This is a genomic window from Curtobacterium sp. C2H10 (assembly GCF_025407985.1).
Lineage (GTDB): Bacteria > Actinomycetota > Actinomycetes > Actinomycetales > Microbacteriaceae > Curtobacterium.
The window spans coordinates 1-21,093 of record NZ_JABXGF010000011.1; the positions used below are offsets into that span (position 1 = coordinate 1).

The following is a 21,093-nucleotide window of genomic DNA, read 5'->3' on the forward strand; positions in this document are numbered from 1 at the left end:
GGCTACGGCTCCGCGACCTCGTCGCCGTCCCGCCAGAAGCCGGGCGCCCGCCGGGCCGCAGCGCTCGCGGCCGAGGCGAGCCGCGCCTCCAGTGCCGACGCCGCTGCAGCGGCCGAAGCCGCCACCGACCCCGGCGAGGAGACCACCGCCGAGGCGATCTCCGCCCTCGGGTCCGGCTCCGCGCGCAAGCACGGCGTGGCGACGAACGTCCTCGCGAAGCCCCCGATCCGGAAGCTCGCGAAGGACCTCGGCGTCGAGCTGAGCGAGATCGTCGCGACCGGCCTCGCGGGCGAAGTCACCCGCGACGACGTCATCCGGCACGCGAAGCAGGCCAGCGTCTTCCGCAACATCGAGACCCCCGAGTGGGGCGACGTCCGCAGCGAGACGATCCCGGTCAAGGGCGTCCGTAAGGCCATCGCGACCGCGATGACCACGTCGGCGTTCACCGCACCGCACGTCTCGCTGTTCGTCGACGTGGACGCCACCCGCACGATGGAGTTCGTCAAGCGGCTGAAGTCCTCGCCGACGTTCGCGGGCGTGAAGGTGTCGCCGCTGCTCCTCGTGGCGAAGGCCGTGATCTGGGCGGTCCGCCGCAACCGTTCGGTGAACTCCACCTGGACCGACCGCGAGATCATCGTCCACCACTTCGTGAACCTCGGCATCGCCGCGGCCACCCCGCGCGGCCTCATCGTGCCGAACATCAAGGACGCGCAGGACATGTCCCTGCTCGAGCTCGCCCAGGCCCTCGAGCAGCTCACCCTGACCGCCCGCGACGGCAAGACCACGCCGGCGCAGATGGCGAACGGCACGGTGTCGATCACGAACATCGGCGTGTTCGGCATGGACACCGGCACCCCGATCCTCAACCCGGGCGAGGTCGCGATCGTGGCGATGGGCACGATCAAGCCGAAGCCGTGGGTCGTCGACGGCGAGGTCCGGTCGCGCATGGTGACGACGATCGGCGCCTCGTTCGACCACCGGGTCGTCGACGGCGACGTGGCGTCGCGCTTCGTGCACGACGTGGCCTCGGTGCTCGAGGAGCCGGCGCTGCTGCTCGACTAGCCGTCACGCCCCTCCGCAGCGCGCAACAGGCCCGCTCGGAACATCCGCACGGCCAGGACCGCGTCGAGCGCGAGCGCGTCGTGGTCGCGTTGGTCGCCCGCGGCGATCGAAGCGCTCGCGAACACGACCGCACCGATGCTGGCCGCTGTCTCGAACGAGGCGCATGCTCCCAGCACGGCGCCGAACCGATCGCGGTCGACACCTGCGTCGAGCACCGCTGTGACGGCGTTCACAGCGCGATCGGCGTCCATCCTCGCGGCGTTCACCAGCACCCACGCGAAGTCGTACAGGTCCTTCTCCGCGCCCCGCCAGTACGCGGCGGCACCTTTCGCCGACAGGTAGCCCCCGATGTCGGTCATCCGTACCGGGTGGCCGTGCACGACGGCATCGTGCGCATCGCGGAGTGCGGGTCCTGGTCCGCGGAGGTTCTTCGCGCCGAGGACGGATGCACCCGGCAGGGCGATCTCACGGTCGAGGTTGTCGGCGACGTCGGCGAGGAACTCCACGAGCACGGGGTGACCGCGGACCTCGGCGACCCATCGCCACCCGACGTTCGGTGACGCGGGGACGAAGCCGGCAGCGACGAGCGCACGCTCCAGCCAGCCGTAGTCGTGCTCGTCCCGGTCGTACTCCAACCCGAGGTCGAGCAGGAGATCGACGTCGTTGGTTCCCTGGTGCGGATCCGTGGTCTCGACGAGGTACTCGGGAACGAGGCCGCCGATGAGGACCAGTTCGGTCGATCTGGGACCGGCTGCCCGGAGGAGTGCGGCGAGCGCCTCCTCAGCGAGCGCCCGCGCGGCGTGGTCTCGCGACGCGTCGGCGCTCACGGCAACTTCCCCAGTGCGGAGTCGCGGATGATGTCCGCAGCTTCCCGCTCCCGCTCCGACCCGGTCAGGAGATCGGCGTAGATGCGGGCCGGGGAGGCGATCCGGACGTCCGCAGCGACCCGCGTCGTGTTCGCGATCGCGCGCGGTGCCACCGCGACCCGGACCTGCCCCGTCGGAGCAGGCAGCATGCCCGCCCGCTCGCCGAGGTCGCGGATGTGGTCGTCGTCCGCATCGACCACGTACGCGCTCACGCTCCTCGCCCCGGTGAGGAACGGACGGAGACGCTCGCTGCCCGAAGCGCCGGTGAGGACGAGGTCCGTCCCGAACGTCGTGAGCAAGACCCGCTCGACCCTCGCGGGGTCGCGGTCGAGGGTGTGGAAGGAGATCCAGTTCCGTGGCTGTCGGCGACTCCACTCCGACCACGAGTCGAGCATGCCCGACCCGTCGACGAGCACACGACTCCTCGGTTCCGGTCCGGGTCCGGTCCATCCGTTCTGGTCGAAGCCCCTCAGGGCGTTCGAGACCGAACCGAGCGATCGGTCTGAGAGCGTCGCGAGGCTCTCCACCTCGGGGACCCGTGTCCGTCCGTCGCCCCACCGACTGCCGTCCGCCACGATCGCGAACAACGCCTCCGCGACGTCCGCCCGCGCAGCTGACCAGCGGAACCCGACCTCCTCGGCGACGAGACCGGGAGTCGGAGCTCGCTCCACCCAGACGGTCCCGATGTGCAGGGACGCCGACCCGTCAAGTGCGACCCAGGACGCACCGACGGCTTCGATGACCCGTCGTGACCCTTCGGAGACGGACTGCGCGAAGACGACCTCGTGATGTGCGTCGACCCTTGCGTCTGCCGACGGGGACAGCGGCTCGTTCTCGAACGCCCGGGCGACGTCCCGTGGGAACCCTGCTCCGGCCCAGCGCATCACGAGTGCCACCTCGGAGCCGTCGGGGAGCACCGCCACCGGAGCGACCCCGTCACGCGAGATGATGTCGATCGACCCTGGAGGCAGTGCGCGCCGAAGCGCCTGCACGAGGGTCTTTTCAGTGATCGGCATGTTTTCACTGTACAGTGAAATAGACGTCTTGGCTGAAAATCCCTGCTTGCGGACTCCCGCATTCGTCGCGTGGTGTTCACACGGATGTCGGTGGGCGGCGGGATGATCGGGACATGGTCCACCAGCTCCTGATGCCCTCGCAGGAGATCCGAACGGATCGCCTCCTGCTCACCCCGCTGTCACCGGCGGACATCGACGACGTGCACGCGGTCTTCTCCGACGCCCGGACGTGGACCCACCTCCCCGCGGGACGGCACGCGGTGCGGGCCTCGACGGTCGACCTCGTCCAGCGCAAGATCGGCGGTCGGGCACGACACGGGCTCGGCTCGTGGGCGGTCCGCGCCGCGGCCGACCACGCGTTCCTCGGTGTCGGCGGCGTGGACATGACCGCGGCCGGGGTGTGGAACCTCGGCTACCGGTTGGCACCGGCGGCGTGGGGCAACGGCTACGCGACGGAGATCGCACTCGCGGCGGTGGCTGCCGCGGCGGACGTCGCCCCCGACGTCGCGGTCACCGGGCGGGTGCTGACGAACAACCCCGCCTCGGCGGCCGTGCTCGACCGCGCGGGGCTGCAGCTGGTGTGGCAGGGTTCGACGTCGTCGACGCTGCCGGACGGTGTCGAGCGGCAGGTCTGGGCGGACCGGGCGCTGTCGCGGACGCAGCGGGCCTGGCTCGTCGCGAACGCCTGACCCGCACCGGTCCCGTCACCGGTCGGGGTCGAACAGCGAGAGCGTCGTCGTCGCTCGTGCCTCCACCTCGGCCGCGTGCGTCGCGATGACCACCGCGGCACCCGAAGCCGCGAACTCGTCGAGCAGGTCGAGCACCATCGACGCGTTCGTCCCGTCGAGCGCACTCGTCGGTTCGTCGGCCAGGATCACGTCCGGCTGCTTGACCAGCAGGCGTGCAAGGGCCACGCGCTGCTGTTCGCCGCCGCTGAGTTCGTGCGCACGATCCGTCGCCCGCCCAGCGAGTCCGACCCGTTCCAACGCCGCTGCGGTCCGGACCGGTGTGCCACGGTGCTCGCGGGCCGGCACCCGTGCGATGTCGATGTTGGCCTGGACGGTCATGTCGGGTACCAGCCCGAAGTCCTGGAAGAGGTACCCCAGGTGTCGTCGGCGGACGCGCCGTGCGCTCCGACCACCACCGCCGACCGTGACGCCGTCGATCCGGATCGATCCGGCATCGAACGTGTCGATGTGGCCGATGCAGTCGAGGAGCGTCGACTTGCCGGAGCCGCTCGGTCCCACCAGGGCCACGATCTCACCACGACCGACGTCGAACGTCAGATCCTGCCAGAGCACACGTCGCCCGCGGCGCTTGCTGGCACTGCGTACTTCGATCATCAGGATCCGTTCCCTCGTGTTCGTGCAACGGTCTTCGCTGTCGTCGCGATCGCCGTGGCGCCGACCGTGCCGACCAGCACGAGCATCCCGGCCGCGAAGGCGACGGCGACCCCCGCGGTCTGCGCGACCGGGTCGAGTGCGGATCGCATACCGGCCCCGTCCGGGTGGAGGTCCCACCAGGTGTTGATCGCGGCCACGGTGGCGACAGTGACGAGCACGACCTCGATCACCACGAGGCTGGCGTTCGCTCGCAAGAAGGACGTTCCTGCCGCGATCCTCGCGAAGTGCGCGCGGCCGTACCGCCGTCGGTGTGCGGCCGCACCGAGTCCGGCGAGCACCGCACTGACGATGACGGCGCTCACCACGCCGGCGACCCCGATCCCGACCGTGCGCGCTGCCTGCCGAGCTGCTTCCGCGGCCACCTGGCCCACGTCGACGACAGCACTGAACTCGCGGCCGACGTCGGATGTCCGGATCGCGCGCTCCGCAGCCGAGCGCGACCCGAACACGACATCCCCGCTCGACAACCACGAGCCGAGTTGGTCTGCGGAGAAGGCTGCAGCGGGGTCCGGTACGACGACCAGGACCGCGTCATCGAGCCACGTGCGCGACGTGGAATCGCCGGGGTAGGAGTACACCTCTTGTGCTGCGAGCCGGCCGACGGTGACGTTCGAGCGTACGGCAGCGGGAGCATCGCGGAGTTCCCACTCGGAGAGCGCCTGGACGAGTCTGCTGGCATCCACGGTGCTGCGCGGTGGCAGCCAGACGGAGACGCCCAGGTCATCAGCGGTGAGACGCGTGCCGTCCTCCGCGCGCACGTCCTGTCGGTCCAGGTAGCCAGCGTCGACGAACAGCGCGGGTGCGGTCGCGTCGCCCTGCCCGGTGGACACCTCGACCGGCGCCGCGAGCAGTGCGTCCCCGCGGTCGAGCGCCCGTCCTGCGAACGCCCCGATCCGGTCCCAGTAGGGCTGCGTGTCCACCGGGCGTGGGTCCGGGGTGACCCAGAGTTGCACCGTCTCTCCTGCCGCTCGGAGGTCGCGTTCGACGCCGCCCGATCGGACGACCGCGACGGCGCCGACGACGTCGAATGCTGCAGCGACCAGGACGAGGAGCGCCGGGAGCCGTGCAGCGTGCACCATGACCAGCAGCGCCCCGGCGGGCCGGGAACCCCGGAGCGCATCGACCATCGGCACCCGACAGGCTCCGATCGTGCCGAGCGCGTGGGCGACCGCGACCGGAGCGAGGAGTGCTCCGCAGAGGATGACGAACGCCGTACCGAACGTCGTCACGTCCGCCAGCCCGTTGTGCATCCAGAGCCAGATCGCCGCGCAGGGGGCCGCGATCACGATGGCGAGCACGGACGTCCGGGCTTCCGCGAGCTCTGAGCGCACGATCGACGCCGTACTGCGACCGTGCAACCTCCGGACTGCGCACCGACGGGGAGACCCGCTGGTCCCCATCACGCACAGCGTCGAGCACCCGAGCGTCAGGGTGACGATGAGTCCGGCTGTCCGATCGACACCGTCGACGACCCCGACCCGCTGGAGCAGGGGGACCCGTTCGGACGTCACTGCGTAGCCGACCTCGGTGAGCGCCTGCACGGCCGCTCGTCGAGCTCGGTCGTCGCCGAAGACGTCGTAGGTCCCGGTCGGGTCGAACTGGTCGAGGTCCTGCATCGGCCGCACGTGCGTGGTCATCGACCTCGAGAAGTCCGCGTAGCCGTCCTGGAGCCACCGTTCACCGCGACTCGCCGGAGCATCGGTGACGAGCGCCACGCGTCGTGTGGTGGGTGCCGCCCGGTCTGCCACGACGCGGACGATGGTCGCGTCCGCAACGCGTGCCACGCGGTCGAGTGCCGCAGCGACACGCTGGTTCGAGCCGGTCTCGGGACCGGCGGTGGCGGTGACCGTCGACGACGCGCCGATGAGTCCTGCTTCGCTGACCTGCGTCACCCCGATGAACGCCAGGACCAGAGCGAGGACCGGCGGGACGACGTAGGCGAGCGTCACCGATCGGATCGTCATGCCGCACTTCCCGGGAACGGCACGATCAGCAGTTGTGGTAGTACGCCTTGTTCCCGCTGCTCGCCTTCGGCGTCTTCGCCATCGCGTACTTGCCGCCCGGGACGTTCGACACTCGTTTGGACTTCTTCCCGACAGCCGTCGCGCCGTGGCACCGCTTCTCGCGGAAGTAGTTCGACCACGTGTCGTCCTTGCCGACACCCCACTGCCAGAAGCTCCCGCCCCCGCCGTCGTTCCGGGTGCCGACACCCGTGGTCGCTCCGGTCGAACCGTCTCCGGAGTCGGCAATGCTCACCCCGCCGACCACGGGCCCCGATCCCATGACCTCGAACGGCGTGGCCGACGCCGTCGATGCGGTCCCGGTGACCAAGCCGATCGACAGCCCGAGCCCGACGAGGATCTTCGTCTTCGTGTTCTGCATCATTCCCCTTGTCTCTGCCCCTCCATGGAGCAGGCCACATCGTGACAGGGACCGAACGGCAATGTCAAACACTCAACATGTCAATATTCGCGACGACGATCACCCGAGCCGTCGTCCCCGGTCGCGAGTGCAGCAGCACCCACGCAGAGCAGCAGGAGCACGGCGGCGACCGGCGCCACGGCGACCGGCCCCACCGTCAGCAGCAGGACAGCCACGAGGGCGACCACCGCCAGCACGACGGGCCTCACCCGATGGCCCCGAACAGGGTGTCGGCCTCGTGCGGCAACTCCGTGCGCAGCGACCACTGCACGGTGTTCCAGTCGTGCCCGCTCCCCGGCGCGAACGCGACCACGGTGTCCGCGCCCGCCGTCCGGGCCGCACTGCCGAGTGCCCGGGCGTTCCGGCTGAACTGGTGGTCGGCGGACCCGGCCGTGAGCCAGAGCGCGTGACCACCGAGCCCGTTCGCCCGCATCTGCGCGATCGGGGCGGCGGCCTTCCAGCGTGCCACCGACCCACCGAACGCCTGGTCGGCACTGTGCCGCGGGTTCTGGTCGATCGGCTGCAGTTCGCTGGAGATCGCCAAGGCGGCGCCGAACGACCTCGGGTGGGCGGTGACGAACTGCATCGCGCAGGTCGCCCCCTGCGAGAACCCGACGAGGCCCCAGGCGTGCCGGTCCGGCGTCGCGGGGAGGTGCGCGGCGATCCAGGCGGGCACGTCCTCGGTGACGTAGGTCGCGGACTTCCCGAGCGTCGAGTCGACGCACATCGGGTTCCGACCGGGAGCCGACAGCTGGTCGACGGACACGACGATCGGTGCCGATCCGTGGTGCGCGGCCGCGTAGGCGTCGAGCACGGTCCCCATCTGCCCGGCGGTGAACATGTCGCTCGGCGCCCCGGGCTGCCCGGCGAACGCGAGGACGATCGGCAGGCGTGCCGGGTCGCGGACGAGCGCGGCCGGCGGCAGGTAGACGACGGCGGGGCGGGCCGGGAAGCCGGAGCGGGTCCCGGGGATGTCCACCGTCCGGACCTCGCCGTGCGCCGGGAGCGCGGCTGCTGGGGCCGCGTGCAGGTCGAGCGCCGGGTACGGGTCGCTCTGCACCACGGTGCCGAGGGTCGGGTACTTGGCGAACTCGACGTTCACCCCGAGCGCGGGGACGAGCAGCGCCGCCGGGACGAGCACGGCGGCGAGCACCCGGCGTCCGCGACCGCCCTGCACGATGCCGGTGACCGCCAGGGCGAGTGCGGCGGTGGCGATCGCGACCCACATCCGCGTGACCGGACTCAGGGCGACGCCGAACAGGTTCAGGACGTCGCTCAGGACCCAGCAGACGAGGAGCACGGCGACGGCGGCCCCGACGGCGGCCACGGCGCGCAGCCGGACGGCCCGCCAGGCGGACCCGGACCGGGTGTGCCGGAGACCGGGCAGCAGCACCACGACGGCGAGCACCGCGAACGCGATGTCCACCGGGACGAGCTTCGACGGCGCCTGCAGCTGGGTGGCGAGCAGCCACTCGGTCGGACTCACGAGCGTGCCGCACCCGCGGCACGGGCCTCGGCCACCGCTCGGGCGTCCGCCGCCGCACGGTGCGCCTGCCGGAGCGCCCACAGGTGCTTCGGCCGCAGGCCCGGCACGTACGCCGACGCCAGGGCCCGGGCCACCCGCGGCACGTGCAACGGCGTCGGGACGACCAACCACAGGGGCTCGTGCCGCGCGCCGAACTTCTCCTTGAAGCGTTGCAGCGACCGGAACCCGTACACCGGCTCGAGCACGCGGGCGAGGAGCACCGACCCACGGACGACCAGCGACCGGGCCCCGGCGTGGGCGGCCAGCGGCGTGCCGGAGAGGCTGATCGTGGTGAGGCCGGCCTCGCGGGCACGGAGCGCGGTCCGGGCGATGAGGAACTCCATCACCCCGGGCATCCCGTCGTCACCGCGGCGCATGACGTCGAGCGTGTAGCCGGTCAGTGCTCCCCGCTCGTGGACGGGCAGCCAGCTCGTGACCGCGGTGACGTGCCCGTCGGCGTCGACGGCGAGCATGAGCCGGACGTCCGGGTCGTCGAGCTCGCGGAACCCGCCGAGCGTGAAGCCCATCTCCGGCAGACGACGATCGGCGGCCCACCGCGTGCAGATCGCCTCGACCTCGGCACGACGGCCGGCGTCGAGCGCGTCGAGGGTGGTCCACTCGTCGCGGACGCCCTCGCGGTCGGCCCGGTTCGACGCGGTCCGGAGGTCCTGCCGCTTCTTGCCGCGCAGGTCGAACGTCGTCACGTCGAGCACGCACTCGACACCCACCGGCAGCGCGGTCCACCCCTCCGCGCCGAGGATGGCGCGGACGGGTTCGTGGACGCTCGTGAACGCGGGCACCCAGCCGTTGCGCTCGCAGAACGCGGTGAAGCCGGCGAGGACATCGGCGCGGTCGGCGGTGGCGCACGCCGGGTCCGAGACGGCGAGGGCGACCTCGCCGCGCACCCGGTAGGCCACGGCGCCGCGTCCGTCCGGGTGGGTCCAGGTCGCGTTCCCGCGCCAGGTCCCCATGTGCCCGAGGGTCCCGGCGTCGCCGTCGCGGAGCATCTCGACGAGGTCGTCACGGCGTGCACCGGCGGCCCGGAACCGCGCGCGGACGAGCCGCGGTCGGAGGAGGAGCACGGCGAGCAGCACGGCGGCTGGGACGATCCACGCGCCGAGCAGGGTGACCTGCCACTCGATCGCGTCGAGCCCGAGCCCCTGCCACTGCACCGCGTCGTCCTTGACCGGCTCGATGAGGAAGACGTCGGCGAGCACGACCGTGAGCGTCAGGAGCACGCCGATCGCCAGCGCGATGCCCGTCCGGCGACCGCGGTGCACGAGCCAGGCGGCCAGGAGCAGCAGCACCCCGACGACGACCACGGAACGGTCCGGCATCGCGTCGGCGAACGGCGAGAGCACGCCGTCCGGGTCCGGCACGATCGGGGTCACCAGTGTGCCGGCACCGAGCGCGATGAGGGCGCTCACCACGACCGTCCGTGCGGTGACGCGGGTGGTGCGGCTCTGGGGCCTGGAGGCGCGGCGCACGATCCACGCGCCGGCTGCGGTCCCGAGCAGGGTCGCCAGGGCGCGGGCCAGGTCCGATCCGTGGCCCGCGAAGAGCACGAGGGTCAGCACCACGGTCCAGAGCGCGGCGCGCGTCCGCCAGCGGCGCTGCGCGGGCATCGCCGCCGACGCGGCCCCGAGCAACGCGGCGGCGACGACGGAGGGGGCGAAGAGCGGCTGTCCGACGGCGAACTCGGCGTGTGCCTCGCCCAGCGCCGAACCGATCGTGACGGTGAGGAGGGTCGCGAGGACCCCGAGCAGCGGCGCGCCGACCCCGATCACGAGGGTCCGGAGCGATCCGAGGGAGCGCTCGGCGAGGACGGTCGTCAGGACCACCGCCACGAGGGCGAGGCACGCGACGGGCGGGTGGTGCGGGAAGTCCGGCTCGGAGTGCGCCATCCGTGCGGTCACGACGAGCGCGACCGCGACCACCGCCACGGCGACGGAGACGGGGGATCGACGGAGTCGTCCGAGGAGCGCTGCTGGTGCCACGTTCCCATCCCAGCCCATCGCCCCCGCCGGGGCATCGCTCCACGGCGTGAACCGCGATGGCCGATCGGCCAGGACGGGCTGGCTCCGAGGATGACCGTCAGACCGCCCGAGCAGCCGGCACGTGCTCCACCGGCAGCCGCAGGTGCAGTGCGAACCCGTCGTCCGGCTGCGGGCCCGACTCCATGCTCCCGCCGAGGAGCGACGCCCGCTCCCCGAGCCCGATCAGGCCGAGCCCGGACCCCGGCAGTTCGAGCCGTTCGGAACGCGCCGGGCCGTTCACGACGTCGACGAGGACGTGCTCGCCGTGGATCCGGCCACTCACCCGGACGGTGGCGTCGGGGGCGTGCTTGCGGACGTTCGTCAGCCCCTCCTGCACGAACCGGTAGACCGCGCGCTGGAGCGGCTGGGCGAGGGTGTCCGGCAGGTCGACGGTCGTGCTCGTCTCGAGCCCGCTCTCGGCGATGAGCCGGGGGAGGTCGGTGAGCACCGGCTGGGGCGCGATCTCGCGGTCGGTGCCGCCGGAGGCGCGGAGCACCTGCACCATCTCGCGGAGCTCCTGCAGGGTGATCACGCACAGCTGCCGGATCGTCCGGGCGAACCCGCGCTCGGCCTCGTCGCGGCCGGCCATCTGCATCGCGCCGGCCTGCACCGCGATCAGGGTCACCTGGTGCGAGACGACGTCGTGCATCTCCCGCGCGAGCAGCGCCCGCTCGCGGGACAGGGCGACGGCCGCGGCCTGCCGGCGTTCGTCCTCGCGGGCCCGGCGGGACTCGACGAGCTGGTCGGTCAGCCGCGCACGGGTCTGCACGAGCAGCCCGACGGCGAGCGGTCCGAGCGCGAAGATGAGCGCGTAGACGACGGAGACGACGATCTCGTCGAGGGTCTGCGGCGGCCCGACGAACCCGCTGAAGCCGACGAACTGGACCAGCGCGGCGAGGAGCATCAGCCACCGGCGGCTCGTGCGCTCCCCGAGGGTGAACAGCGCCACGCTCGCCGCCACCACCGCGGAACCGACGAACAACCCGGGCACCGTCAGGGCGAACGCGAGCACGGGGAAGCGACGTCGGAGCAACAGGGCGGCGGCCGCGAGCAGCGACAACCACGTCTCGAGGGCGGTCGCCCCGGAGATGTCGAGCACGGCGTCCGCGACGGCGGCGGCGATGAACAGGGCGTCGACCAGCCACCACGGTGCACGGTGGGTGCGCGCCCACCGCAGGCCGACGTCGACGAGTCGGTCGAGCCTCCCGTCGGTCGCCGCGAGCACCCGCCGGACGCGCCCCGACCGCTGCGTGTCAGCCATCCAGGAGTCCCGCCTCGGCCGCGCGCAGCGCGAGCTGGACGCGCGTCGGGACGCCGAACGCGGCGAGCAGCGACCGGATGTCCTCCTTGACGGTCCCGGTGCTCACGCCGAGCCGTCGGCCGATGTCCGGGTTGCTGACGCCGTCGGCGACGAGCCGGAGCACCGCGTGCTCCCGCTCGCTGACGGACGGCGCGGCGGCTGCCGGACGTGCCGCGAACAGCCGGGTCCGGTCGACGCCCGGTGCCAGGACGACCCCGCCGCGGGCGAGGACCCGGACGTACTCGGCGAGGCCCTCGGGGTCGGTGTCCTTGAGCAGGAACCCGGCGGCGCCGAGCTCCATCGCCCGGCCGACGTACTCGTCGGTGTCGAAGGTCGTGAGCATCGCGACCGCCGGTGGTTCGGGGAAGGCCTGCAGCTCGCGGAGGACCTCGAGGCCGTTCACCCGCGGCATCCGCACGTCGAGGAGCACGACGTCGGGCGCGTGCGACCGGATGACCTGCACGGCGTCCACGTCCCCGGTGGTGGCGACGACGTCGATGTCCGGTGCGGCGCCGAGGATCAGCTCGAAGCCGTAGCGGACGAGCGTCTCGTCGTCGACGATCACCACGGTTGTCACGCGCGTCATCTTGTCATGCACGTTGGCGTTCCGAGGGGGACTCGCTACTGTGGCAGGCACTGGTCATGTCCGCGCATGACCACCCGCACGACCAGCGACGGAGCACGAGGACCGCATGACGAGCCGGATCACCGAGGGTGCCGAACCGAAGCACCAGCAGCTGCGGCGCATCCTCCTCGAGCTCGCCACGGTCCGGCTCGCACCCGGGGCGGCGATCCCCTCGGAACGCCAGCTCATCGCCGAGTACGGGGTGTCCCGGATCACCGTGCGCGAGGCCCTCGGCCAGCTCGTGAACGAGGGCTACCTCGAACGCGTGCGCGGCAAGGGCACCTTCGTGGCGCACCGCCCCGTGCAGTCGACGCTGCACCTGGCGTCCTTCACCGAGGAGATGCGGGCGATGGGGCACGTGCCGACGACCGTCGTGCTCGTGCGCGAGGAGCGGGTCCCGCCGTCCGACACCGCCGCGGCCCTGCGGCTCGACCCCGACGTCGCGGCCTTCCACGTGAAGCGCCTGCGCATGGCCGACGGGGCGCCGGTGTCGATCGACGACGCCTGGCTCGTCGCGGACGCGTTCCCCGGGTTGCTCGAACACGACCTGTCCGGGTCGGTCTACTCGATCATCGCGACCGAGTACGGCACGCCGATCGACCGCGCGCAGCAGACCGTCGCGGCGAACCCGGCGGCGGACGACGTGGCGACGCTGCTCGGCACGAAGACCGGGGCGCCGCTGCTGGAGTTCGACCGGGTGTCCTACGCGGGGGAGCGCCCCGTGGAGCACACGCGGAGCTGGTACCGCTCGGACCGGTACCGGGTGCAGATGGAGGTCACAGCGACGGCGGCGCACGCGGTCGCGTAGCCGCTCGCCCAGACTCGGCCCGGCGGACACATTCGCGACCGATCGGGCCCGAAAGTGTCCGCGGAGCCGAGTCTCGCGGCAGGGTGTCGCGTGCTAAGCCTCGAACAGGGTGTCGCCGTCGCGCACCGTGGTGCCGACCGCGTCCTGCGCGATCGAGTCCGGCGCGGAGCCGAGCACGACGACGGGGCAGATCGGCGAGTAGCCGGCGGCCGAGATCACCGAGGGGGTGAACCGGACGACCGGGTCGCCCGCGACGACGGTGTCACCCTCGGCCGCGATGAGCTCGAAGCCCTCGCCCGAGAGCTTCACGGTGTCGATGCCCACGTGCACGAGCACGTCGGTGCCCGCGGCACCCTGCAGCGCGAACGCGTGCGGGTGCAGCTTCACGATCGTGCCGTCGACCGGCGCGACCGCCGTGACGGCACCTTCGACCCCGGTCGGGTCCACCGCGACGCCGGCGCCGACGAGCTGCCCGGCGAACACCGGGTCCGGCACGTCGGCGAGCGAGACGACCGGGCCCTGGAACGGGGTCCGGACGGCGGTCACAGCTCGTCCTGGATGTCCTGCGCGAGGTTGTCGGCGATCGGGCCGACGATGACCTGCCAGCCCGTGCCGCCACCGACGACGGCCTGCGCGCCAGCGGCCTTCAGTGCGTCCTTGTCGACGAGGTCCCCGTCCTCGACCTCGACGCGCAGGCGCGTGATGCAGCCCTCGACCTCGTCGATGTTCTCGGCGCCACCCAGCGCGGCGATGATGTCAGCGGCCTTGATGTCAGCCATCGTTTCCTCCTCGTTACGAAAACGCGTGCCGGGTTGACAGGCGTGTGGTCGCGGTTCAGACTACGGAACTGGTCATGACCGGACAGGACCGGACCTGGCGACACCGCCGAGGTTACCTGCGCTGACTGTACGACTCAACTCACCCCGACAGCTCCACCCAACGACGAGAGGACCTCCGATGAGCACCACCACTGCCACGGATGTGCCGGAGAAGAAGACCCCGAAGAAGCAGTCGCGCGTCTTCGCCAACGCCCAGCGCCTCGGCCGGAGCCTGCTCCTGCCGATCGCGGTCATGCCGGCAGCGGGCATCCTGCTCCGCCTCGGCCAGGCCGACATGCTCGGAGCGATCCCCGGCTTCGAGAAGGGCGCGACGATCATCGCCGCCGCCGGCAACGGTGTCTTCACCTGGCTGCCGCTGCTCTTCGCCGTCGGCATCGCGATCGGCTGGGCGAAGAAGTCGGACGGCACCACGGCGCTCGCCGCGGTCGTCGGCTACATGGTCATGTACCAGGTGTTCGCGGCCATGTCCCCGATCGTGCTCGACGGGGTGAAGGACGCGAACGGCAACCAGGCCACGATCAACTTCGGTGTCCTCGGCGGCATCGTGATGGGGCTCGTGTCGGCGTTCCTGTGGGAGAAGTTCCACCGGACGAAGATGCCCGACTTCCTCGGCTTCTTCTCCGGGCGCCGCCTGGTGCCGATCCTCACCGCGGTCGCCGGTCTCCTCATCGCCGTCGTGATGTCGTTCTTCTACCGGTACTTCGACATCGCCCTGACCGCTGCCGGCCAGGCCGTGGCGGACAACGCCGTCATCGGCGGTGGCATCTTCGGGTTCGTCAACCGCATGCTCATCCCGATCGGGCTGCACCAGCTGCTGAACTTCTTCCCGTGGTTCCAGCTCGGCAGCTTCACCACCGGCGGCACGACCTACCACGGTGACATCGCCCGGTTCCTCGCCGGCGACCCGACGGCCGGCATCTTCCAGACCGGCTTCTTCCCGATCATGATGTTCGCCCTGCCGGCCGGTGCCCTGGCGATCTGGCGCAACGCCAAGCCGCAGAACCGCAAGCTCGTCGGCGGCATCATGCTCTCGGCCGCGCTCACCTCGTTCGTGACCGGCATCACCGAGCCCCTCGAGTACTCGTTCATGTTCGTCGCGTTCCCGCTCTACATCATCCACGCGGTCCTCACGGGTACCTCGCTGGCGCTGGTGAACGCGCTCGGGATCCACGACGGCTTCTCGTTCTCGGCCGGCGCGATCGACTTCGTGCTGAACTTCGGCAAGGCGGACGGGGCCATCTGGCTCATCCCGATCGGCCTCGGCTACGCGGTGATCTACTACTTCCTGTTCAGTTTCGTGATCAAGAAGTGGAACCTCCGCACGCCCGGGCGTGAGGACGACACGATCGCGGAGAACACGATCGAGGCGGCCACGAAGCCGTAGTCGTCACCACCTGACGGACTGGAGGCGCGGTGCCGACTGGCACCGCGCCTCCCGTCCGTCATCCGGCTGATACTGGTTTTGACAACCGTTATCAACTAGCCCTACGCTCGTCGACATGCACAACCGTCTCCTCGCCCTGCCGCTCGTCGCCGGCGCCGCCGCGCTCGCCCTGACGGGCTGCGCGACGTCCTCCGCCTCCGGCGACGCCTCGGGCGACGGCACCGTCCGGGTCGTCGCCTCCACCAACGTCTACGGCTCGATCGTCGAGGCGATCGGCGGCGACCACGTCTCCGTCACGAGCATCCTGGACGACCCGTCGCAGGACCCCCACTCGTTCGAGTCGAGCGCAACGACACAGCTCGCGGTGTCCAAGGCCGACCTCCTCATCGAGAACGGCGGCGGGTACGACGACTTCATGACGACCCTCGCCGACGCGTCCAGCACGAAGGCGGACACGATCAACGTCGTCGAGCTCTCCGGTCTCGACAAGGGCGGCGACGCCGAGTTCAACGAGCACGTGTTCTACAGCTACCCGACGATGGTGAAGCTCGCCGACGACGTGGCGAAGCGGCTCGGCGACCTCGACCGGGCGGACGCAGACACCTTCACGAAGAACGCCGACGCCCTGACGACGAAGCTCGAGGGGCTCGAGGCGAAGACGGCCGAGCTCGAGAAGACGTACGGCGGCGAGAAGGTCGCGTACACCGAGCCGGTCCCGGGGTACCTCTTCGACGCGATCGGCCTCGACAACGTCACGCCCGACGCCTTCTCCGAGGCGATCGAGGAAGGCGACGACGTGCCGCCGGCGGCGCTCAACGACACGCTCAAGCTGTTCACGAACAAGACCGTGAAGCTCCTCGCCTACAACGACCAGACCTCCAGCCCGGAGACGGAGGAGGTCAAGAAGGCCGCCGACGAGAACGGCGTCCCGGTCGTCGGTGTCACGGAGACGCTCCCGAAGGGGGAGGATTACGTCTCGTGGCAGCAGGCGAACATCGACCAGGTGCAGGCGGCGCTCCAGAAGTGACCACCGTCTCCCACCCGACGACCGAGCGGACCGCCACTGCCCCGGGCAGTGGCGGTCCCGCCGTGCTCGAACTCCGCGACGCCGGGCTGTCGTACGGCTCCCGTGCACTCTGGTCGCACCTCGACCTCGACCTGGCGCCGGGCGAGTTCGTCGCGGTGCTCGGGCCGAACGGGGCGGGCAAGACCTCGCTCCTCCGCACGGTCCTCGGGCAGCAGCGGCTGACGAGCGGCACGATGTCGTTCCTCGGGCAGCCCGTCCGGCGCGGGCACCGCAAGATCGGGTACATCCCGCAGCAGCGCCTGATGGACGCGGGCACCCCGCTCCGGGCGCGGGACATGATCGCGCAGGGCGTGACCGGCTCCCGGTGGGGCATCAAGCCCGCGAGCCGTGCCGAACGGTCCCGGGTCGATCGCATCCTCGACGAGGTCGGGGCCACCGCGTTCGCGGACGCCCCGGTCGCCGAGCTGTCCGGCGGCGAGCAGCAGCGCACCCGCGTCGGGCAGGCCATCGCCGCCGACCCCGCGCTGCTCCTCTGCGACGAGCCGCTCATCTCGCTCGACCTCCGGCACCAGCGCGGCGTCACCGAGCTCATCGACCGGCAGCGTCGGCAGCAGGACGCGGCCGTGCTGTTCGTCACCCACGACGTGAACCCGATCCTCGACGTCGTCGACCGGGTGCTCTACATCGCCGGCGGGCGGTTCCGGATCGGATCCCCCGACGAGGTCCTCCGCACGGACGTGCTCTCCGACCTGTACGGCACCCCCGTCGACGTCGTCCGCACGATGGGGCGGATCGTCATCGTGGGCGCGAACGACGCGCACGACCACCACTGCGACGCGGACCCGAACGCCGCGACGCCGGACGACGGGCGGATCTGATGGACATCTGGTCGCAGGTCTTCTCCTTCCAGGACTACGGCGAGCTCGTCGTGCTCGTGCAGAACTCGATCTGGGCCGGCGCGGTGCTCGGCATCGTCGGCGGGCTCATCGGGCCGTTCGTCGTCGCACGGAACATGCCCTTCGCCGTGCACGGCATCTCGGAGCTCTCGTTCGCCGGCGCCTCGGCATCGCTGCTGCTCGGGGTGAACGTGGTGACCGGGTCGCTCGTCGGGTCGGTGATCGCGGCGCTGCTCATCGGGCTGCTCGGGTCGAGGGCGCGGGACCGCAACTCGATCATCGCCGTGCTCATGCCGTTCGGCCTCGGCCTCGGCATCCTCTGCCTCGCGCTCTACAAGGGCCGCGCCGCGAACAAGTTCGGCCTGCTCACCGGGCAGATCGTCTCGGTCGACAACCCGCAGCTGACGCTCCTCGTCGTCGTCGCGGCGATCGTCGTCGTGACGCTGCTCGTGATCTGGCGCCCGCTGATGTTCTCGTCGGTCGACCCCGACGTGGCCGCTGCCGCCGGGGTGCCGGTCCGGACGCTGGCGCTCGTGTTCATGCTCGTGCTCGGACTCGCGACCGCGGTGTCGGTGCAGATCGTCGGCGCGCTGCTCGTGCTCTCGCTGCTCGTCACCCCCGCGGCCGCTGCCCTGCGCCTCAGCTCCCACCCGGTCGTCGTCCCGGTCCTGTCGACGGTGTTCGCCGTCGTCTCGGTCGTCGGCGGCATCCTGCTCGCCCTCGGCGGGGGGCTCCCCATCAGCCCGTACGTCACGACGATCTCGTTCGTGATCTGGGTGGTCTGCCGGATCGTCGGCGGACGCAAGGACAAGCGCGGACGCGACCGGATCGTGCGCCGTGACCAGCGTGACGGAGGCGCACCGCGCCTCCAGGCCGACGATGCGGACCACCGGTCCGCCGCCGGCCGGAAGGAAGGAGCGACCGCATGAACGCCGTGCAGAAGCCGAAGCGGAACACGTGGCAGCGCGAAGCGGTGCGCACCGCGTTGTCCAGCACCGAGGGGTTCGTCAGCGCGCAGGCGTTGCACCAGCACCTGCGGGACGACGGCTCCACGATCGGACTCGCGACCGTCTACCGGGCGCTCTCCGACCTGGCGACCGAGGGCGACGCCGACTCGCTGCAGCAGGACGGTGAATCGCTGTACCGCGCGTGCACGACCGACGCGCACCACCACCACCTGATCTGCCGGAACTGCGGCCGCACGGTCGAGATCGAGGCGGATCCGGTGGAGCGGTGGGCGCAGGAGGTCGCGGCGGCGAACGGGTTCACGAACGCCAGCCACGTGGTGGACATCTTCGGGGAGTGCGCGTCCTGCACGGCCGCGCGCACCGGCGCGTAGTCTCCGCCTCATGCACGTGATCCTGGTGCCCGGCTTCTGGCTCGACGCGAGCGCCTGGGACGAGGTGGCCCCGGTGCTCCGAGCAGCGGGCCACTCGGTCGAGGCGGTCACCCGCGACGGCGACACGCTCGACGAGCAGGTGGCCGCCCTGGTCGAGAAGCTCGACGACGTCGCGACGCCGGAGGAGCCCGTGGTGCTGGCGGGACACTCCGGCGCGGGGCCGATCGCGTACATGGCCGCCGACCAGCGGCCCTCGCTCGTCGCGCACCTGCTCTACGTCGACACCTTCCCGGGGCCCGAGGGCGGCTGCGTCAACGACGAGCTGCCCGTGCTGGACGGTGTCGTGCCGCTGCCCTCGTGGGACGTGTGGGAGCCGGCGACCGTGCGGGGGATGACACCGGCACTGCGGTCGGAGTTCGAGCACCGCGCGATCCCGGAGCCCGCTGCGGTGCCGTCCGACCGGTTCCACTACGCCGACGCCGCGCGGCACACGATCCCGGCGACGGTGATCACGTGCGAGATCCCGGCGGCGGACCTCGCGACGATGGTGGCCGACCACCAGGCCTGGGCAGCGGAGCTCGTGGCGACGGAGGAGCTCGCGATCCTGGGGCTCGAGACGGGGCACTGGCCGATGTTCACGGCGCCGCGGGAGCTCGGCGAGCTCATGGTGCAGGCGCTGGCGCCGAGGCCGGCCGAGGCGCCGTAGCGCGGGGCGCCCCCGGGGCGCCCTGCGCGCCGGCGCGCCCGCGGGGCGCCGCGCTCACTTGGTGAGCAGAAGGTGTCGGGTGGCCGACCGTGACCCGACCATTTCTGCTCACGAACGCGCCCGCCGGAGGTGGGGCGCGCCTCCAGGGCGACCCACGCAGCTGCGGCAGTTTGCGACACGCCCGGTCGTCGCGTACGCTTGATCTTTGGTTCTCCGCGTCCGCGTGGCGAGCCCAGTTGTTCGAAGCCCTCCGACCGTCGCGTACGCCGCGGTCGCGCGGTGTCCACGGCCCCTTCGACAGGGATCGCGGGCCTGGGCGGTGCGCACAACCCCCTCGCTCCGTCGCTCGGCGACGCAGCGCGTGCGCGCCAGGCAAGTGACCTTGGGTGCGGCCGTCCGGTCGCACGGTACCTCAGGAGGAAACCATGGCAGCAGTGTGCCAGGTGACCGGAGCCACCCCCGGCTTCGGACACAACATCTCGCACTCGCACCGCCGGACGAAGCGTCGCTTCGACCCGAACGTGCAGAAGAAGACGTACTACGTGCCCTCGCTTCGTCGTAACGTCACGCTCACGCTCAGCGCGAAGGGCATCAAGGTGATCGACGCACGCGGCATCGAGTCCGTCGTCAAGGATCTCCTCGCCCGTGGGGAGAAGATCTGATGGCCAAGAAGGGTCAGGACGTTCGTCCGATCATCAAGCTCCGCTCCACGGCGGGCACCGGGTTCACCTACGTGACCAAGAAGAACCGTCGCAACAACCCGGACCGCCTCGTGCTGAAGAAGTACGACCCGGTGATCCGCAAGCACGTCGACTTCCGTGAGGAGCGCTAAGCATGGCGAAGAAGAGCAAGATCGCGAAGAACAACCAGCGCGCCGAGATCATCGCGCGCTACGCCGAGCGTCGTCTCGAGCTGAAGAAGGCCCTCGTGGACCCGAACGGCTCCGACGAGTCGCGTGAGGCCGCCCGCGTCGGCCTGCAGAAGCTCCCGCGCGACGCGTCGCCGGTCCGCTACCGCAACCGCGACGCCATCGACGGTCGCCCCCGTGGCCACCTCGGTGAGTTCGGCATCAGCCGTGTCCGCTTCCGCGACATGGCCCACCGTGGCGAGCTGCCGGGCATCACGAAGAGCTCCTGGTAAGCACCAGCTTCCGCGGACGCCCCGTCACCCCAGTGGTGGCGGGGCGTTCGCCGTTCCCGCACCGTTTCGGGGGACATCTTCGTCACATCGGTCACTTCCGCCCCTCCAGTACCCCGACAACCCCGGAAATCCGGGCGAGTCGGCTGGTTTCGTCCCTGGTGGCTGGTACGTTCGACTCCGGTTCCGCAGGGTCTCGCGCCCACCGGCACCGTGGCACGGAGCACCCGCTCCGGGCGCCGGACGAGAAGTCGTCCGACCGATACTGCAAGAAGTCCGAGGAGGACATCCATGGCTGACAAGTCCCTGAACCGCACCGAGCTCGTCGCTGCCGTCGCCGCTGAGTCCGGCCAGAGCCAGGCCACCGTCAACGGCGTCGTCGACGCGCTCTTCTCCGTCGTCTCCGGCTCGGTCGCCGACGGCACCAAGGTCACGATCCCCGGTTGGATCGCCTTCGAGAAGACCCACCGTGCCGCCCGCACCGGCCGCAACCCGCAGACCGGCGAGGCCATCGAGATCGCCGCGAGCGACTCGGTCAAGGTCAGCGCCGGCTCGAAGCTCAAGGCTGCCGTCAAGTAAGACTGCTCCCGCGCCACGAAAGGGACGGCTTCGGCCGTCCCTTTCGTCGTTCCCGGCCTGCGTTGGGTCCGTGGTCGGTCCTCCACATCCAGGAGGCGCGGATCGCCCTCCACAGGTCCCCCCG

25 protein-coding genes are annotated in these 21,093 nt (G+C 71.2%); 13 read left to right on the forward strand and 12 right to left on the reverse strand.

What is annotated here, in order from left to right; all coding sequences use genetic code 11:
* The coding region (locus HWD93_RS06760; RefSeq protein WP_261646410.1) for a dihydrolipoamide acetyltransferase family protein at positions 1-1,062 on the forward strand (1,062 nt) is incomplete at its 5' end.
* On the opposite strand, the gene HWD93_RS06765 is transcribed toward HWD93_RS06760, so the two are convergent.
* Positions 1,059-1,889, reverse strand: a complete 831-nt coding sequence (locus tag HWD93_RS06765) for a hypothetical protein (RefSeq protein WP_261646411.1) — start codon at positions 1,887-1,889, stop codon at positions 1,059-1,061. The two genes, HWD93_RS06760 and HWD93_RS06765, sit on opposite strands and share 4 nt — an antisense overlap.
* Entirely contained in the window at positions 1,886-2,944 is a 1,059-nt protein-coding gene (locus HWD93_RS06770; RefSeq protein WP_261646412.1) for a type IV toxin-antitoxin system AbiEi family antitoxin, read from the reverse strand. Before HWD93_RS06770 ends, HWD93_RS06765 begins: the two co-directional genes overlap by 4 nt.
* A 113-nt stretch (positions 2,945-3,057) precedes the next feature.
* On the opposite strand from HWD93_RS06770, the gene HWD93_RS06775 reads away from it, so the two are divergent.
* A complete protein-coding gene (locus tag HWD93_RS06775) occupies positions 3,058-3,633 on the forward strand; it encodes a GNAT family N-acetyltransferase (RefSeq protein ID WP_083295102.1) in 576 nt (191 codons plus the stop codon).
* A gap of 15 nt (positions 3,634-3,648) precedes the next feature.
* On the opposite strand, the gene HWD93_RS06780 is transcribed toward HWD93_RS06775, so the two are convergent.
* The 8 genes from HWD93_RS06780 to HWD93_RS06815 form a co-directional block, all read right to left on the reverse strand.
* Positions 3,649-4,287: an ABC transporter ATP-binding protein gene (locus HWD93_RS06780; RefSeq protein ID WP_261646413.1), complete on the reverse strand. Its 639-nt coding sequence runs from the start codon at positions 4,285-4,287 to the stop codon at positions 3,649-3,651.
* A complete protein-coding gene (locus tag HWD93_RS06785; protein ID WP_261646414.1) occupies positions 4,287-6,311 on the reverse strand; it encodes a hypothetical protein in 2,025 nt (674 codons plus the stop codon). Before HWD93_RS06785 ends, HWD93_RS06780 begins: the two co-directional genes overlap by 1 nt.
* 25 nt (positions 6,312-6,336) lie before the next feature.
* The gene (locus tag HWD93_RS06790; protein WP_261646415.1) at positions 6,337-6,729 is read right to left on the reverse strand and encodes a lactococcin 972 family bacteriocin; all 393 of its coding nucleotides are present in this window, start codon (positions 6,727-6,729) and stop codon (positions 6,337-6,339) included.
* 80 nt (positions 6,730-6,809) lie between these two features.
* Entirely contained in the window at positions 6,810-6,977 is a 168-nt protein-coding gene (locus HWD93_RS06795) for a hypothetical protein (protein WP_175473749.1), read from the reverse strand.
* On the reverse strand, positions 6,974-8,254 hold the full coding sequence (locus tag HWD93_RS06800; RefSeq protein WP_261646416.1) for an esterase family protein: 1,281 nt from the start codon (positions 8,252-8,254) through the stop codon (positions 6,974-6,976). Before HWD93_RS06800 ends, HWD93_RS06795 begins: the two co-directional genes overlap by 4 nt.
* Positions 8,251-10,290, reverse strand: coding sequence for a DUF2156 domain-containing protein (locus tag HWD93_RS06805; RefSeq protein ID WP_261646417.1), 2,040 nt, complete (start codon positions 10,288-10,290; stop codon positions 8,251-8,253). Before HWD93_RS06805 ends, HWD93_RS06800 begins: the two co-directional genes overlap by 4 nt.
* Positions 10,291-10,387: 97 nt before the next feature.
* The gene (locus HWD93_RS06810; RefSeq protein ID WP_083403336.1) at positions 10,388-11,590 is read right to left on the reverse strand and encodes a sensor histidine kinase; all 1,203 of its coding nucleotides are present in this window, start codon (positions 11,588-11,590) and stop codon (positions 10,388-10,390) included.
* Complete coding sequence (locus tag HWD93_RS06815; RefSeq protein WP_261646418.1) at positions 11,583-12,206, reverse strand: response regulator transcription factor; 624 nt, start codon at positions 12,204-12,206, stop codon at positions 11,583-11,585. The genes HWD93_RS06810 and HWD93_RS06815 overlap by 8 nt, the downstream gene beginning before the upstream one ends.
* A 115-nt stretch (positions 12,207-12,321) precedes the next feature.
* On the opposite strand from HWD93_RS06815, the gene HWD93_RS06820 reads away from it, so the two are divergent.
* The gene (locus tag HWD93_RS06820) at positions 12,322-13,062 is read left to right on the forward strand and encodes a GntR family transcriptional regulator (RefSeq protein WP_070417150.1); all 741 of its coding nucleotides are present in this window, start codon (positions 12,322-12,324) and stop codon (positions 13,060-13,062) included.
* A gap of 93 nt (positions 13,063-13,155) precedes the next feature.
* Here HWD93_RS06820 and HWD93_RS06825 read toward each other — a convergent pair whose 3' ends face one another.
* Together HWD93_RS06825 and HWD93_RS06830 are read right to left on the reverse strand one after the other, a co-directional pair.
* A complete protein-coding gene (locus HWD93_RS06825; protein ID WP_070417149.1) occupies positions 13,156-13,608 on the reverse strand; it encodes a glucose PTS transporter subunit IIA in 453 nt (150 codons plus the stop codon).
* Entirely contained in the window at positions 13,605-13,841 is a 237-nt protein-coding gene (locus HWD93_RS06830; protein WP_022907163.1) for a PTS transporter subunit EIIB, read from the reverse strand. Before HWD93_RS06830 ends, HWD93_RS06825 begins: the two co-directional genes overlap by 4 nt.
* 178 nt (positions 13,842-14,019) lie before the next feature.
* Here HWD93_RS06830 and HWD93_RS06835 point away from each other — a divergent pair, with 178 nt between their 5' ends.
* The 10 genes from HWD93_RS06835 (at position 14,020) to HWD93_RS06880 (ending at position 20,969) form a co-directional block, all read left to right on the forward strand.
* Positions 14,020-15,285, forward strand: a complete 1,266-nt coding sequence (locus tag HWD93_RS06835; RefSeq protein WP_070417148.1) for a PTS transporter subunit EIIC — start codon at positions 14,020-14,022, stop codon at positions 15,283-15,285.
* Between the two features lie 115 nt (positions 15,286-15,400).
* Positions 15,401-16,312: a metal ABC transporter solute-binding protein, Zn/Mn family gene (locus HWD93_RS06840; RefSeq protein ID WP_261646419.1), complete on the forward strand. Its 912-nt coding sequence runs from the start codon at positions 15,401-15,403 to the stop codon at positions 16,310-16,312.
* Positions 16,309-17,190, forward strand: a complete 882-nt coding sequence (locus HWD93_RS06845; protein WP_374115148.1) for a metal ABC transporter ATP-binding protein — start codon at positions 16,309-16,311, stop codon at positions 17,188-17,190. Before HWD93_RS06840 ends, HWD93_RS06845 begins: the two co-directional genes overlap by 4 nt.
* Positions 17,190-18,137, forward strand: a complete 948-nt coding sequence (locus HWD93_RS06850) for a metal ABC transporter permease (RefSeq protein WP_261646420.1) — start codon at positions 17,190-17,192, stop codon at positions 18,135-18,137. The genes HWD93_RS06845 and HWD93_RS06850 overlap by 1 nt, the downstream gene beginning before the upstream one ends.
* Positions 18,134-18,547: a Fur family transcriptional regulator gene (locus HWD93_RS06855; protein WP_070417146.1), complete on the forward strand. Its 414-nt coding sequence runs from the start codon at positions 18,134-18,136 to the stop codon at positions 18,545-18,547. The genes HWD93_RS06850 and HWD93_RS06855 overlap by 4 nt, the downstream gene beginning before the upstream one ends.
* Positions 18,548-18,557: 10 nt before the next feature.
* Positions 18,558-19,253: an alpha/beta fold hydrolase gene (locus HWD93_RS06860; RefSeq protein WP_261646421.1), complete on the forward strand. Its 696-nt coding sequence runs from the start codon at positions 18,558-18,560 to the stop codon at positions 19,251-19,253.
* A 425-nt stretch (positions 19,254-19,678) separates the two neighbouring features.
* Positions 19,679-19,915 (forward strand): 50S ribosomal protein L28, encoded by a 237-nt coding sequence (gene rpmB, locus HWD93_RS06865; RefSeq protein WP_022903747.1) that lies wholly within the window; start codon positions 19,679-19,681, stop codon positions 19,913-19,915.
* Positions 19,915-20,085 (forward strand): 50S ribosomal protein L33, encoded by a 171-nt coding sequence (rpmG, locus tag HWD93_RS06870; RefSeq protein WP_022908193.1) that lies wholly within the window; start codon positions 19,915-19,917, stop codon positions 20,083-20,085. The genes rpmB and rpmG overlap by 1 nt, the downstream gene beginning before the upstream one ends.
* Before the next feature lie 2 nt (positions 20,086-20,087).
* The gene (gene rpsN, locus HWD93_RS06875; protein ID WP_070417144.1) at positions 20,088-20,393 is read left to right on the forward strand and encodes a 30S ribosomal protein S14; all 306 of its coding nucleotides are present in this window, start codon (positions 20,088-20,090) and stop codon (positions 20,391-20,393) included.
* A 288-nt stretch (positions 20,394-20,681) separates the two neighbouring features.
* A complete protein-coding gene (locus HWD93_RS06880; protein ID WP_022908191.1) occupies positions 20,682-20,969 on the forward strand; it encodes an HU family DNA-binding protein in 288 nt (95 codons plus the stop codon).
* The last annotated feature ends 124 nt before the right edge of the window (positions 20,970-21,093 follow it).

What these genes read in the sequence shown, in the direction of transcription:
- HWD93_RS06840 (WP_261646419.1), top strand. Translation starts at nt 15,401, where the DNA reads ATGCACAACCGTCTCCTCGCCCTGCCGCTCGTCGCCGGCGCCGCCGCG.
- HWD93_RS06770 (WP_261646412.1), bottom strand. Translation starts at nt 2,944, where the DNA reads ATGCCGATCACTGAAAAGACCCTCGTGCAGGCGCTTCGGCGCGCACTG.
- rpsN (WP_070417144.1), top strand. Translation starts at nt 20,088, where the DNA reads ATGGCGAAGAAGAGCAAGATCGCGAAGAACAACCAGCGCGCCGAGATC.
- HWD93_RS06790 (WP_261646415.1), bottom strand. Translation starts at nt 6,729, where the DNA reads ATGCAGAACACGAAGACGAAGATCCTCGTCGGGCTCGGGCTGTCGATC.
- HWD93_RS06785 (WP_261646414.1), bottom strand. Translation starts at nt 6,311, where the DNA reads ATGACGATCCGATCGGTGACGCTCGCCTACGTCGTCCCGCCGGTCCTC.
- rpmB (WP_022903747.1), top strand. Translation starts at nt 19,679, where the DNA reads ATGGCAGCAGTGTGCCAGGTGACCGGAGCCACCCCCGGCTTCGGACAC.
- HWD93_RS06860 (WP_261646421.1), top strand. Translation starts at nt 18,558, where the DNA reads ATGCACGTGATCCTGGTGCCCGGCTTCTGGCTCGACGCGAGCGCCTGG.
- HWD93_RS06820 (WP_070417150.1), top strand. Translation starts at nt 12,322, where the DNA reads ATGACGAGCCGGATCACCGAGGGTGCCGAACCGAAGCACCAGCAGCTG.
- HWD93_RS06775 (WP_083295102.1), top strand. Translation starts at nt 3,058, where the DNA reads ATGGTCCACCAGCTCCTGATGCCCTCGCAGGAGATCCGAACGGATCGC.
- HWD93_RS06855 (WP_070417146.1), top strand. Translation starts at nt 18,134, where the DNA reads ATGAACGCCGTGCAGAAGCCGAAGCGGAACACGTGGCAGCGCGAAGCG.
- HWD93_RS06850 (WP_261646420.1), top strand. Translation starts at nt 17,190, where the DNA reads ATGGACATCTGGTCGCAGGTCTTCTCCTTCCAGGACTACGGCGAGCTC.
- HWD93_RS06830 (WP_022907163.1), bottom strand. Translation starts at nt 13,841, where the DNA reads ATGGCTGACATCAAGGCCGCTGACATCATCGCCGCGCTGGGTGGCGCC.
- HWD93_RS06810 (WP_083403336.1), bottom strand. Translation starts at nt 11,590, where the DNA reads ATGGCTGACACGCAGCGGTCGGGGCGCGTCCGGCGGGTGCTCGCGGCG.
- HWD93_RS06880 (WP_022908191.1), top strand. Translation starts at nt 20,682, where the DNA reads ATGGCTGACAAGTCCCTGAACCGCACCGAGCTCGTCGCTGCCGTCGCC.
- rpmG (WP_022908193.1), top strand. Translation starts at nt 19,915, where the DNA reads ATGGCCAAGAAGGGTCAGGACGTTCGTCCGATCATCAAGCTCCGCTCC.
- HWD93_RS06835 (WP_070417148.1), top strand. Translation starts at nt 14,020, where the DNA reads ATGAGCACCACCACTGCCACGGATGTGCCGGAGAAGAAGACCCCGAAG.
- HWD93_RS06780 (WP_261646413.1), bottom strand. Translation starts at nt 4,287, where the DNA reads ATGATCGAAGTACGCAGTGCCAGCAAGCGCCGCGGGCGACGTGTGCTC.